The 13103-nt window shown below is 72.9% G+C and carries 11 protein-coding genes; 9 read left to right on the top strand and 2 right to left on the bottom strand.

The window, feature by feature from the left end; genetic code table 11:
- Positions 1–100 precede the first annotated feature (100 nt).
- The gene (locus BM223_RS25355) at positions 101–1084 is read left to right on the top strand and encodes a hypothetical protein (protein WP_052138827.1); all 984 of its coding nucleotides are present in this window, start codon (positions 101–103) and stop codon (positions 1082–1084) included.
- A 144-nt stretch (positions 1085–1228) separates the two neighbouring features.
- Here the strand turns inward: BM223_RS25355 and BM223_RS25350 are convergent, their stop codons facing one another.
- Positions 1229–2851, bottom strand: a complete 1623-nt coding sequence (locus BM223_RS25350) for an ABC transporter substrate-binding protein (protein ID WP_082003711.1) — start codon at positions 2849–2851, stop codon at positions 1229–1231.
- Between the two features lie 157 nt (positions 2852–3008).
- On the opposite strand from BM223_RS25350, the gene BM223_RS25345 reads away from it, so the two are divergent.
- On the top strand, positions 3009–3758 hold the full coding sequence (locus BM223_RS25345; protein WP_038680189.1) for a TSUP family transporter: 750 nt from the start codon (positions 3009–3011) through the stop codon (positions 3756–3758).
- 32 nt (positions 3759–3790) lie between these two features.
- Entirely contained in the window at positions 3791–4300 is a 510-nt protein-coding gene (locus tag BM223_RS25340) for a DUF2231 domain-containing protein (RefSeq protein ID WP_052138826.1), read from the top strand.
- On the opposite strand, the gene BM223_RS25335 is transcribed toward BM223_RS25340, so the two are convergent.
- Complete coding sequence (locus BM223_RS25335; RefSeq protein WP_038680187.1) at positions 4297–5160, bottom strand: serine protein kinase RIO; 864 nt, start codon at positions 5158–5160, stop codon at positions 4297–4299. The genes BM223_RS25340 and BM223_RS25335 overlap by 4 nt on opposite strands.
- A 173-nt stretch (positions 5161–5333) precedes the next feature.
- Between BM223_RS25335 and BM223_RS25330 the strand changes: the two genes are divergently transcribed.
- From BM223_RS25330 to BM223_RS29385, 6 genes are all read left to right on the top strand, one after another.
- Positions 5334–6776 (top strand): M1 family metallopeptidase, encoded by a 1443-nt coding sequence (locus BM223_RS25330; protein WP_052138825.1) that lies wholly within the window; start codon positions 5334–5336, stop codon positions 6774–6776.
- Positions 6777–6880: 104 nt separating this feature from the next.
- Entirely contained in the window at positions 6881–7051 is a 171-nt protein-coding gene (locus BM223_RS29390; RefSeq protein WP_158510214.1) for a hypothetical protein, read from the top strand.
- Positions 7052–7064: 13 nt separating this feature from the next.
- Positions 7065–7601 (top strand): PH domain-containing protein, encoded by a 537-nt coding sequence (locus BM223_RS25325; protein ID WP_038680186.1) that lies wholly within the window; start codon positions 7065–7067, stop codon positions 7599–7601.
- 143 nt (positions 7602–7744) lie between these two features.
- A complete protein-coding gene (locus BM223_RS25320; RefSeq protein WP_038680184.1) occupies positions 7745–8716 on the top strand; it encodes a co-chaperone YbbN in 972 nt (323 codons plus the stop codon).
- A 29-nt stretch (positions 8717–8745) separates the two neighbouring features.
- The gene (locus tag BM223_RS25315) at positions 8746–9477 is read left to right on the top strand and encodes an EI24 domain-containing protein (protein WP_038680183.1); all 732 of its coding nucleotides are present in this window, start codon (positions 8746–8748) and stop codon (positions 9475–9477) included.
- 143 nt (positions 9478–9620) lie between these two features.
- Positions 9621–13097 (top strand): SpaA isopeptide-forming pilin-related protein, encoded by a 3477-nt coding sequence (locus BM223_RS29385; protein ID WP_038680180.1) that lies wholly within the window; start codon positions 9621–9623, stop codon positions 13095–13097.
- The last annotated feature ends 6 nt before the right edge of the window (positions 13098–13103 follow it).

Genomic DNA, 13103 nt, shown 5'->3' with positions numbered 1-13103 from the left:
TGTCCGTCGGTGATCCACCGGTCTGATGGAGCGGCGCGCTCCTCCACAGGTCGTCGTGACCTGGGCGACGGAGCCGGCCCATGGCGGCGAGCCTGGGCCGATGTCCAGCTTCGATCCGTTCGACGGCCAGCCGTTCACCTCCCTCATGGCACGCGCCGGCGGGATCAGCCGGCACCAGGTGCGGGACTGGGTGTCGGGCGGCCGGCTCCGCGTCGTCCTCTACGGCGTGTACGTCGGCGCCGCCGCACCCGACTCGGTGGACCTCCGCGCGCGGGCGGCCGCCCTCGTCCTCCCGGAGCATGCGGTGGTCAGCGACCGGTGCGCGGCCTGGCTCCTCGGTGTCGACGTCCTCGATCCGGAGGAGCACGACCTCGCGCCGGTTCTCGAGGTCGTCTCTGCTGGAGGCAAGGGGCCGTCGAGCCGGACCGGGCTGCTCGGGGGCAAGCGGGACCTCCGTGCGGACGAGGTGGTGACCCTGCCGAACGGCGTGCGGACGACCGGGCCGCTGCGGACTGCGTGCGATGTCGGCTGCCTGCGGGGCCGCTACCGGGCGATCGCGACGATCGACGCGTTCCGTCGTTCCTACGGCCTGACGGTGACCGACTTCCACGCCATCCTGCCGCGCTATCGGGGACGGCGCGGGGTGATCCAGCTCCGCGAGCTCATCGCGCTGTCCGCCGACCGGGTGGACTCGCCGCCGGAGTCGTGGGTGCGCCTCATGATCCACGACGACGGACTGCCGATGCCGGCCGCACAGGTCGACCTGGTCGTGCCCGGGTGGGGTGAAGCCCGGCTCGAGAACGCCTACGAGCACCTCCGGATCGCCGTCGAGTACGACGGCGAGCAGTTCCACTCGCGCGTCGAGGACCGGGAGCGGGACGATGCCCGCCGGGCAGCGCTCGACGCGGCGGGCTGGATCGTGCTCGTGCTTCGCCGCGGTGACCTGGCGGCGGCGCAGAGGACCGTGTGGCTGCGCGAGCTCGACGGCGCTCTCGCCGCGCGGTCGCCCGAGCCGTCGTACCGGCGCCGTTATGCGCGGGGGCCGTCCGGGACGTCGTACCGGTGGCGGGCGCGGAGCCGCTGAACGCCATCTCGCGTCCGCAACCCGCGCACTTCGCGCCCGCAACCCGCGCACTTCGCGCCCGCAACCCGCGCACTTCGCCCCCACAGGCAGGAGCGAGCCCCCGCCCGACGGCTGTCGGACGGGGGCTCTCGGGAGGGGGAAGGGTCAGCTCTTCCAGGCCTTGCCGAGCAGCAGCAGCGTCTCGGAGGTGGAGTCGACGCCGTGCACGTCGTCGTTCCACGGCATGAAGAACGCGCCGGCGCCCATGGCGACGCCGGGGACGGTCTCCTGCCAGCGCTCGTTGATCTGCTTGAGGAGGGCGGTGGCGTCGTCGCCGGAGGCGGCCTGGAGCTGGGCGATCAGGTCGTCCATCTCCGGGTCGGCGTAGCCCGAGGGGTTCTGCGGGGACTTGCTGTTGAGGTTGGTGGCGAGGCGGGAGTAGGGGTCCTCGTCGGGGATGCTCATCGCGGACACGGCGAGGTCGTAGTCGTGGGTGACGTAGATCCGCTGGGTCTGGTCGGCGATGTTGCGGAGCAGGTCGGTCTTCACGGTGAAGCCGACGGCCTCGAGGAGGGCCTGCACGGTGACAGCCTGGGTCTGGGAGGCCTGGTCGGACTGGCCGATGTAGGTGAGCGTCCCGTCGTACCCGTCGGCCTTCGCGGCCTTGAGCAGCTCCTTGGCCTTCTCGGGGTCGTAGTCGGACGTCGCGACGTCCGAGTAGTACGGCGCACTGGGGGAGAAGATGTTGCGCCCGGGCAGGCCGGCGCCACCGTTGACGCGCTCGGCGACGACCTTCGGGTCGATGGCGTAGTTGATCGCCTGGCGCACGCGGACGTCGGCCGCCGCGCGTCCCTCGCGGTTGTTGAGCCAGTAGAGGCCGCCGAGGCCGCTGGGCGCCATGATGCCGGCGAAGCCGTCCTTGCGGGCCTTCTCCAGCGTCTGCGGGGCGCGGATGTTGGCGACGTCGACGGAGCCGTCGGTGAGCGACTTCAGCCGGTCGTCGTCACTGCCGAGCCACACGAAGCGAACCGACTCGAGGTGCGGCTTCCCGCCCCAGTACTGGGGATTCGCCTTGAGGATCATCTCCTCGGCGGGCTTGTACTCGTCGAGCGAGAACGGGCCGGCACCGATCGGGCGGAACTTGTCCGGCCCGCCCTGGTACGCCGCGGGCGCCATGATCATGCCGGGACCGCTGGCCAGCATGTTCGGGAACGTGATCCACGGCTGGTTGAGGGTGAAGACGACGGTGCTCTCGCCCTGCGGCTTCATGTCCTTGATGTTGGTGGCGAGCAGCAGCGTGTTGTAGCCCGCGTTCTGCATGTAGTAGCCGAGGCTGCCGACGACCGCGCGGGCGTCGAGCGGCGTCCCGTCCGAGAACGTCACGCCGTCGCGCAGCTCCAGCGTCCAGGTGACGTTGTCGTCGGTGGTCAGCGACTTCGCGAGCCACGGCTCGAAGGAGTTGGTCGGCTGGTCGTAGCGCATGAGCACGTCGTAGACGGCGGCGAGCGCGTTGCCGCCCGCGGCGCCGTTGGGGATGGTCTTGGTGGGGTCGAGGCTGCGGGCCTCGGAGTAGTCGGCGACCGTCAGCGTGCCGCCGTCGACGGGGTCGCCGGCGTCCTTCTGGTCGCCGACCACGCCTGCCGCGTAGATGTCCGCCTTGCTCGACGCCGAGGAGCCCTCGCCGTCCTTGTCGTCCGAGCCGCCCGAGCCGGCGCATCCGGCAGCCAGCAGCGTGGTCGCCAGGAGAGCGACGGCGACCCGGCTCCGTGTCGTGATGCGGTTCCGCACTGATCCTCCAGAGGGTTCGTCCGGAGCGCCGGGAGACGGCGTCCGGAGGTGTGTTGCGCGTCACGCTAGGAGCGCCGCGCGCCGAGCCTCTTCGCACGATCCCGCTCACCGGGAAGCACCCCGGGCGGCCCACCCGGGCACCCCTAGCGTCCGCCGCATGGTGACGCTCGTCGTCGGTGCGGCCGGCGCCTTCCTCGCGTACGCCGTCGGCGGACTCGTCGGCTTCGCCAGCTCGCTGCTCTTCCTCCCGGTGCTGCTCCTGCTCGACGTGCCCCTCCCGGAGGCGGTCGCGCTCAACCTGGTGCTGGCGATCGTCACCCGGCTCCCGACCGTCGTGGCCCTGCGCTCCCACGTCGACGTACGACGAACAGCGGTGCTGCTCGCCGGCTCGGTGCCCGGCATCGCCCTGGGCGTGGTCACCACGCGGGCGGTGCCGCAGCACACGCTGGAGGTCGCGGCCGGCGTCCTCGTGCTGGCGAGCGGCGGCTACCTGCTCGCCGCCCGGGAGCTGCCCGCGGACCACCCGGGCGTCTCGGCCCCGGCCACCGCGCTCACCGGCGCCTGCAGCGGGCTGATGGGGATCACCACGAGCCTCAACGGCATCCCGCCGGCGGTGCTGATGGCCCGCAGCGGTGCGACGGTCCGGACCCGGTTGGCCGACCTCAGCGTGTTCTTCGCGGTGGGCAACTGCCTCACCCTCGCCGCCCTCGCGGCCACGAACGGCGATGCGGGCCTCGTCGTCCCGGTCTCGGCGGCCACCGCGGCCTGGCTCGTCGCCGGGATCGCCGGCAACGCCGCCGGGCTGCGCCTGGCCGGACGCCTGGACGCGCGCCGGTTCGACCTGCTGACGGTGGTGCTCGTCCTGCTCAGCGGGGTGGGTGCGCTGGCGGGCGCCGTCGTGGGCTGACGGCGCCGCAGCCCGCGCGTACGGTGTGAGGGGTGGCGTCCCTGCCGCAGCGCACGGTCCACCGCATCGGCGAGAGCCCGCTCGCCGAGCGGGTCGCGCGCGTCCAGGAGCTCGCCTACGCACCGCTGATCGACCGGGTGCGCCGCAGCCCCCTGCACTCCGACGTCCTCGGCCACCCGCTGCACCCGCCGCTCACCGACGTGACCCTCGGGTGCTGGCTCGGCGCGACGCTGCTCGACCTGGCCGGCGGAGTGGAGTCGCGCCGCGGCGCCACCCTCCTCGCGGGGGCCGGGCTGCTGGCCTCCCTGCCGACGGCGCTCGCGGGCGCCGCCGACGGGGCGGAGCTGTCCGGGGCCGAGCGTCGCGTCGTCGCCGTCCACGCGCTCGGCGCGGACGTCGCGACCTTCCTGTTCGTCGGCTCGCTGACCGCACGCCTGCGCGGCGAGCACGGCCGCGGCGCCCGGCTCGCCGCGGCCGGCAACGTGGTGATGGTGGGCGCCGGCTTCCTCGGCGGCCACCTCGCCCTGCGCCGCCGTCGCTAGAACGCGTGCGCCATCAGCTCGCCGAACAGCTCCTGCGGGTCGATCTCGAGCCCCCGCCGCGCGAACCACGTGCAGATGTTGGTGCAGTCGCGCAGCAGGAAGTCGAAGCCCTGGGCGTTGCCGACCAGGTCGACCAGCTGGGGCAGGTCGATGATCACGAGCCGCTCGCCCGCCGCCAGGATGTTGTACGGCGACAGGTCGCCGTGCACCAGTCCCGACTGGACGAGCGTCAGCATCGCCTCCCGCAGCTGCTCGTAGTACGACGCCAGCAGCGTGGGGTCGGGCCGGGTCTGGGCGAGGCGTGGGGCGCTCTCGCCGTCGGGCCCGGTGATCCACTCCATCAGGATCTCGGTGCCGTCGATCTGTACCGGGTAGGGGACGGGGAGGCCGAGCGACCAGCACCGGTTGAGCGCCGTCCACTCGGAGACGGCCCACTCGCCGGCGGCGACCTCGCGGCCGAAGGTGCTCTTGCGCTTGAGCGCCCGCTCGTCGCGGGAGCGGCGCATGCTGCGGCCCTCGGTGTAGGTGGCGGCCCGGTGGAAGGTGCGGTGCTCGGTGGAGCGGTAGCGCTTGGCCGCCATCACCACCGACTGCGCCGGGTCGTGGGGGTCGGTGCGGTCGAGCAGGAAGACGTCGGCCTCCTTGCCGGTCTTCAGGACGCCGAGATCGGTGTCGATCGCGCCCTGGGACGTGACGAGCCAGTCGGGACGCGGCTCGGGGCCGCGGGAGAGCGGCTCGACGGAGAGCCAGGTGGACCAGCGCTGCCCGGCGCCGAGGTCGTCGTAGGCGACGAAGTCGAAGACGAAGCGGTCGTCGAGGTCGGAGGTGAGGTCAGGGGAGGAGGGGTGCTCCTGGGACACGGTGGTTCCTTGAGGTCGAGAGGAGGATGCGGTCTGAGGGCAGGCCGACGACAGCGATCGACATGTCACGCTCCTCTCGAGGGGGTCCGCGCGGGTCGCGGACGGAACCGGCCCAGCCTGACGGATGCCGGGATCGGCTGACAACCGATTTTCCGGCGACATAGGTTGAGCCGGTGCGTACTCGGATCCTGCTGGTGCTCCTGCTCGCCCTCTGCCTGCCGGGCCTGACCGCGGCGCCCGGCGCCCGGGCGGCCGACGCGCGTGCCGCGGAGGGGACGCCGTCCGCCGGCTCCGACCGCGGCGGCGATCCGTACTGGCCGCTCGACGGCAACGGGGGCACCGACGCGCGCCACTACGACGTCCGGGTGGCCTACGACTTCGGCACCGGCCGCCTGACGGGCCGCACCGCCGCGACGATGGTCGCCACCGCGGACCTGAAGAGCTTCTCGCTCGACCTCCTGCTGCCGGTCACCTCCGTCAAGGTCGACGGACGCCCGGCGCGGTTCCGCAAGCCGAGCAAGCACGAGCTGCGCGTCGTCCCGAAGCGCCCGATCGCGAAGGGCGCCCGGTTCAAGGTCGTCGTGAAGTACGCCGGGCGCCCCGCCTCCTACGGCTACGCGGGCGAGCGCAACTGGCTGGCCGATCGCCACGAGGTGGTCGCCATGAACCAGCCGCACATGGCGCCGTGGTGGTTCCCGTCGAACGACCACCCGTCCGACAAGGCGACCTTCGACATCCGGGTGACCGCGCCGCGCGGCAAGCAGGTGGTCAGCAACGGCCTCCGCGTCTCGCGCAAGGTCGCCGGCGCCCGGGCGACGACCCGGTGGCGGATGACCGACCCGATGGCGACCTACCTCGCGTTCTTCGCGGCGGGCGACTTCGTGGTCGAGAAGGGACGCTCGGCGGCGGGCATCCCGTTCTACAACGCGGTCTCGAAGCAGCTGCCGGCCGGCCAGCGGGCGCAGTCGGTGCGGATGCTGCGGCGCACGGCGGGGATGACCGACTGGCTCCAGCGCCGGCTCGGCACCTACCCGTTCGCCTCGACCGGCGGCCTGGTCACCGGCCTCGACGTCGGCTTCGCGCTCGAGAACCAGACGCGGCCGACGTACGGCTCCTGGATCTACCCGAGCGTGATGGTCCACGAGCTCGCCCACCAGTGGTTCGGCGACAGCGTCGCCGTCCGGCGCTGGCGCGACATCTGGCTCAACGAGGGCTTCGCGTCGTACCTCGAGGTCGACTACGCCGCCGCGCACGGCGGGCCGAGCGTCGAGTCCTGGCTCGCCGACCGCTGGCGCACCACGTGCGCCACGGACTCGTTCTGGCGCCTCGACATCGCCGACCCCGGTGCCGCCCGGGTCTTCGACGACGCCGTCTACGACCGCGGCGCGATGGTCATCGCGGCGCTGCGCAACCGGATCGGTGCCGCCGACCTGACCACGCTGCTGCGCACCTGGGTGCGCGACCACCGCGGCGGCAACGCCACCGTGGAGCAGTTCGTGGCGCTCGCGGAGTCGGTCTCCGGCGAGTCGCTCGACGCCTTCTTCCGCGCCTGGCTCAGCAGCGGCCGCGCCCCCGCCGGGACGGCGGACAACGGGCTGGGCGGCGCCTGCCGCTGACTCCTCCCGGGCGCGCCTCCCGGGTGACGGGTGGGGACTTTGGTACCAATGTGTCGACCTGTGCCCCTCCGGCACGCTCGTACCCAGGATGGAGACACCCGCACATGGACGCCAAGAAGCTCATCGGTGTCGTCGTGATCGTCTTCCTCGGCTTCTGGATGTTCACCGACCCCTCGGGCCTGGCGACCACGTCGAAGGAAGCCGCCGGCGGCGGCTGGGACCTCGCCACCCAGGCCTTCCGCGGGGTCATCGACTTCGTCGGCGCGATGGGCTGACGGGACGCCTGCCGTGGCGTTCGTCACCGACCTGCTCGGCCGGCTCGGGGACCCCAAGATCGGCAAGCACCTGCTCCGCGAGGAGGGGGAGGTCGTCGTCGACGAGGTGACCCACCACTGGTTCGCCTACACCCGCCCGGCCCTCGAGCTCGGGCTCACCCTGGCCCTGCTCGTGGGCAGCTGGTTCGTCTCGGTCCAGGTCGCCTGGTTCCTCATCATCGTCGCCGTCGCCGTGCTGCTGCATGCGGGATGGGGCTGGCTCGCCGTCCTGCGCGACCGGTTCGTGATCACCAACATGCGCGTCTTCCGGGTGCACGGCGTCCTCTCCCAGAGCCTCGCCACCATGCCGCTGAGCCGGATCCTCGACATCTCGGTCAAGAAGCCGCTGCACGGGCGGATGCTCGGCTTCGGGCACTTCTGCTTCGAGTCGGCCGCCCAGGAGCAGGGGCTGCGCGACATCCGGTACGTCGGGCGCCCCGACGAGCGGGACCTCGCCATCCAGCGCGTCGTCCAGCGCGCGGGCCTGCGGGGTCCCCGCGTGCCGAACTAGCGCGCGGACGTCGTACTGGACCGACGAAACTCACGCTTGACCGACGGAACTTCATCGGTCAGGTGCGAGTTTCGCCGGTCGACCGGCGAAACTCCCGCGGCCTCGTCGCAGCCGGGGCGCGCCGGATCCGTAGGATTGCGCCCATGACGCAGCAGCCGTTCTCCCGCCCCGGTGCGATCGACCTGTCCGCACTGAAGCAGCAGCGGCCCGCCGCCCCCGCCGGCGGCGCGCCCGCCGGAGGTGCCCCGACCGGTGGCAACGCCGGGTCGGCGTACTCGGTGACGGTGGACGAGGCGAACTTCCAGTCGGTGCTCGAGGCGTCGATGACGGCGCCGGTGGTGCTGGTCTTCCACTCGCCGACCCAGTCGCCCGAGAGCACCGAGATGGCGCGCGACGTCGCCACCGTCGCCGACGAGTACGACGGCCGGTTCCTCGCCGCGTCCATCGACGTCGACGCGGCGCCCCAGATCGCGCAGGCGATGCAGATCCCGCAGGTGCCGCTGATGCTGGTGATCCTCGACGGTCGCCCGGCCACCCAGCCCATCCCGGGCGCGGCGCCCATCGACGACATCCGGGCGCTGTTCAACCAGCTCGCCCAGCAGCTCACCGCGCAGGGCATCGCGGGGCGCCACCAGCCCAACGCCTTCGGCAGTGCCGGGCCTGCGGGCGACGGCGCCGAGGGCGAGGACGGCGAGGCCGACCTCGACCCGCGCTACGCGCCCGCGCAGGAGGCGCTGGCCGCCGGCGACATCGACGCGGCGGTCGCGGAGTACCAGAAGCTCGCCGACGCCAACCCCGCCGACCACGAGGCCGCAGCCGGGCTGGCGATGGCCAAGGTCCTCCAGCGGACCCAGGGCGTCGACCTCAACGCGGCCCGGGCGGCCGCGGCGGCGAACCCCGACGACATCGACGCACAGACCATGGTCGCCGACCTCGACATGCTCGGCGGTCACGTCGAGGACGCCTTCGCGCGGCTGGTCGAGCTGGTCCGCCGGACGGCGGGCAAGGACCGCGACCGGGTGCGCGAGCACCTCCTCGGCCTGTTCGGCGCGGTGGGCAACGACGACCCGCGGGTCCTCAAGGGCCGGCAGGCCCTCGCCTCCGCGCTCTTCTGAGCGACCTCGGAACCGGCGGGACGACGGCGATGGGCTTCGGGCGGGGCGTCGGCTTCCTGCTCCGCGGGCTGCGGATGTGGCGGGAGCGGCCGCGGCTGATGCTGCTCGGCATCGTGCCGGCGCTCATCGTGGCGGTCCTGGTGGGCGCCGCGCTGGTCACCCTGGTGCTGTTCGCCGACGACCTGATCGACTGGGCGACGCCGTTCGCCGACGGCTGGTCCGACGCGCCCCGCGGGCTCTTCCGCGGCGCGCTCTACCTGCTCGTGCTCGTCGGCGCCGGCATGCTCGCGATCGTCACGTTCACCGGCCTGACGCTGGCCGTCGGCGACCCCTTCTACGAGAAGATCTGGAAGGAGGTCGAGCTCTCGCTCGGCGGCGACGTCCCCGAGCGGGGCGTCGGCTGGGTGCGCGGGGCGCTCGACGGCCTCGTGCTGGTCGCGCTCGGTCTCGTCACCGCCGTCGCGGTCTTCGTGATCGGGTTGCTGCCGGTGGTGGGCTCCGTGATCGGTGCGGTGCTCGGCCTCGCCGTCGCCGGTCGGCTGCTCGCGGGCGAGCTGGTCTCGCGCGCGCTCGAGGCGCGCGGGATGGACCGGGCCGCCCAGGCGGCCCTGCTCCGCCCGCACCGCGGGGCGATGCTCGGCTTCGGGGTCTGCGTGCAGGCCTGCTTCCTGGTGCCCGGCGGCGGCATCCTCGTCATGCCCGCGGCGGTCGCCGGCGCGACCTACCTCGCCCGCGAGGCGCTCGCGGCGTCCCCGCGCTGAGGAAAACTCCCTGACCCCACCGTAAGGACCAAGGTCCCGGGGTGTCTGTCCTTCGGGACGGGGTGCGCACCTGGGGGGAGCGCACCCCACGTAAGAGGGACAACAGGCGAGGGAGCCGACAGGTGGCATTGCGTCGCGCCGTCATGCGCGCACACAGGACGAACGGGAAGCACGTCAAGCGCCGCGAGGGGAGGGGCCCACGCTGGCTCGCGGCGGTCGCCGTCGCGGCGGCGGGGGTCGTGGTGCCGGGCACCGTGGCCGCTCCGGCCGAGGCGGCGGTACCGCTGACGAACGTGACCGGAGCGGTCTCGGACGTCCGCGGCGTCGACGGCACGGACGCCCAGTGCATCAACTACAACCCGGCCGCCGGGACGGCGTCCGCGGGCGAGGTCGACGTGGCCTACGGCCGCCCGAGCGGTGAGACCTGCCCGGGATCGCTCGACCTCGGCAAGCAGAGCGGCGTCGGCTTCGACGCCAGCGCGCCCGGCACGGTGACGCCGAGCCAGCCCTTCCTGCTGGCCTCGATCATCCATTACAACAACCCGATCCAGGGCCTGACCTACCCGGCCGGCAGCCGGTCCGCCTTCATCGGCGGCACGCTGACGCTGCGCCTCGGCGACTTCCAGGGCAACCCGACCGTCGAGTACCCGTGGCTCCTCGAGGAGACCGCGAACTCCGGCACGTGCCCCTACGGCGCGACCGACGGCGTGCTGTGCGACGACCGGCTGAGCTTCACCGACCCGAGCGGCTCGCGCTCGGTGGTCGACACCTCCGGTCAGCACTACCGCCTGACGATCAGCTCGATCGCCAAGGCTGCCGGCGAGCAGTGCCCGGCGACTCCGCCGGCCAGCAGCACCGACGCCTTCGTCACGAAGGAGCGGTCCAAGACGACCGGCTGCGTCTACGGCATCCTCGACCCGGTCCGCCAGGTCACCATCGAGAAGCGGACCCGGCCGCAGGGCGCGCCCGACACGTTCACGTTCGACCAGTCCGGCCGGACGATCGACGGCACGCTGCCTGCGACGTCCACCCTGGGCGACCGCGAGACGAAGACCTACGAGATCGCGGGCGACGCGAGCTTCACCGAGCGCGACAGCGCGGGCTGGGCGCTCACCGACCTCGCCTGCACCGGTGACACCAGCGGCGTGCGCATCGACAAGGCCGCCGCCCGGTTCGAGGTCGGCGCCCTCGGCGGCGACGTGCACTGCGTGTTCACCAACGCGCAGGGCGGCGCGATCGTCGAGAAGCGCGACGCCGACGGCGGCGCGCTGATCGGCCCCGCGACCTTCCGCTTCGAGAACACCGGCGGCTCCGCGCCCGCGATCGTCGTCACCGACAACGCGGCACCGGACGTCGACCCGACCCTCGGCCGGGTCGAGGTCCGCGGCCTGGTGCCGGGTGCCTGGACGGTCACCGAGACCAAGGCCCCGCAGGGCTACGAGATCGACGCCCCGGGACCGGTCGCCTTCACGGTCAGCGCCGACGACACGACGCCGGTCAAGGTCCCGGCGTTCACCGACAGCCGCAAGAAGTCGGCCCTCGCGGTGATCAAGCACGAGTCCCGTCCCGACGGCACGGTGACCGACAAGATCGTGCCCGGCGCGACCTTCCAGCTCTGGCGCGAGACCAACGGCCAGGCCGGGCTGCAGCCCGCCGGCGACACCGCGGTCGGCGTGCCGTGCACGACCGCGGGCACCGACCCGTGCACGGTCGGCGGCCTCGACTTCGGCACGTACTACTGGCAGGAGACTCAGGCGCCGCAGGGCTACCAGCTGCCGCCGAACGCCGTCTCCGACCCGATCGTGGTCGACGCGTCCAACGCGGGCGGCCGGGCGCCGGTCACCGTGATCGGCGACCCGCAGAAGCGCAGCGAGCTGACCATCACGAAGTACGACGCGATCACGGGCAAGACCCTGCCCGGCGCCACCTTCGCGCTGTACCGCGAGAGCAACGGCCAGAACGGCCTGCAGACCGGCGGCGACACGCTCGTCGAGAGCTGCGTGACCGGTGCCGACGGCACCTGCACGATCGACGACCTGCCGTTCGGCGACTACTGGTGGCTCGAGACCGCGGCCCCGGAGGGCTACGAGATCCCGGGCTACCCGATGGTCGGCGCGATCCGGATCGACGCCGTCAACGCCGGCGGCCCGATCATCCAGTCCGGCCTCGCCGACCCGCAGACCCTCTCCGCGCTGACGGTCGAGAAGAAGGACGCCGTCACCGGCGCCGAGCTCGACGGCGCGGTCTTCGACCTGCGCAAGGTCGCGGCCGACGGCAGTGAGACGACGTACGCGACCTGCACGACGCAGGGCGGCCGCTGCACCGTGGGCGAGCTGGAGTTCGGCACGTACTACTGGCACGAGCGCACGCCGCCGGTCGGCTACGAGCTGCCGGCCGACCGGGACTCCGACCCGATCGAGATCACGCCCCAGAACGCCGGTGGCGACTTCGCGGTGACGACCATGCGCGACCCGCAGACCACCAGCGCGCTGGCCGTGCTCAAGCAGGACGGCGAGACCGAGGAGACCGTCGACGGCGCCACGTTCGCGCTCTACAGCGAGACCAACGGGACGCCCGGCCTGCAGCCCGGCGGGGACACCCAGGTCGGCGAGTGCACCACGTCGGGCGGTGAGCCCTGCACGATCGAGGGTCTCGCCCACGGCACGTACTACTGGCTGGAGACGGCGGCGCCGCAGGGCTACGAGCTGCCGGTCGACGCCCAGTCCGGGCCGATCGTCGTGACCGCGCAGAACGCCGGCACCACCTTCCCGGTGACCGTGATCGGCGACCCGCAGAAGAAGAGCGGGCTCTCGGTCCTCAAGCACGACGCCGACACCGGTGCCGTGGTGGCGGGTGCGACCTTCGAGCTGTGGCGCGACGCCGACCGCAGCGGGACGTTCGACCGCGCGGCCGACGTCAAGGTCGCCGAGTGCACCACCACCGGCACCGACCCGTGCACGGTCGACCCGGTCGGCTTCGGCACCTACTTCTGGGTGGAGACGAAGGCGCCGCAGGGCTACGAGCTCCCGGCCAACCCGGTCTCCGACCCGGTCGTGGTGAGCGCCGCCAACGCGGGCTCGACGTTCACGCCGGTCCCGGTCGCCGACCCGCAGCTGCGCTCGGCGCTCGACCTGGTGAAGACGGACGCCGCCGACGGCAGGACCCTGGCCGGCGCGGTCTTCCAGCTGTACGCCGACACCGACGGCAACGGGAAGCACGACGACGGCGAGCCGATGGCCGGCGGTCCCCGGACCACCGACGCCCAGGGCGCGATCCGCTGGAGCGACCTGCTCCACGGCGCGTACGTCGCCGTCGAGCTCGCGGCGCCCGACGGCTACCTGCTGCCGAAGGACGCCGAGCACCCGGTCGAGATCACGACCGAGAACGCCGGCACCACGCTGACGATCGACGTCGAGAACGAGCGCAAGCCGGCGCCCCCGAAGCCGGGCGAGGTCGGCGGCGTCGTCGACCACGGCGGTGACGGCGGCCACGTCTCCGGGGGTGGGCTGCCCAACACGGGCGCACCGACCTACGCCCTGCAGCTCTCGCTGCTCGCCGGGGTCATGCTGCTCCTCGGTGCCTGGCTGCTCGTGGTCAACCGGCGCCTGCGCGAGGAGTGAGCGCGC

The organism is Pimelobacter simplex, assembly GCF_900114845.1.
In the GTDB taxonomy this organism is placed as follows: Bacteria; Actinomycetota; Actinomycetes; order Propionibacteriales; family Nocardioidaceae; genus Nocardioides; species Nocardioides simplex.
The sequence above is the reverse complement of the archived record's forward strand: the minus strand, read 5'-3'. Positions and strand labels throughout refer to the sequence as shown.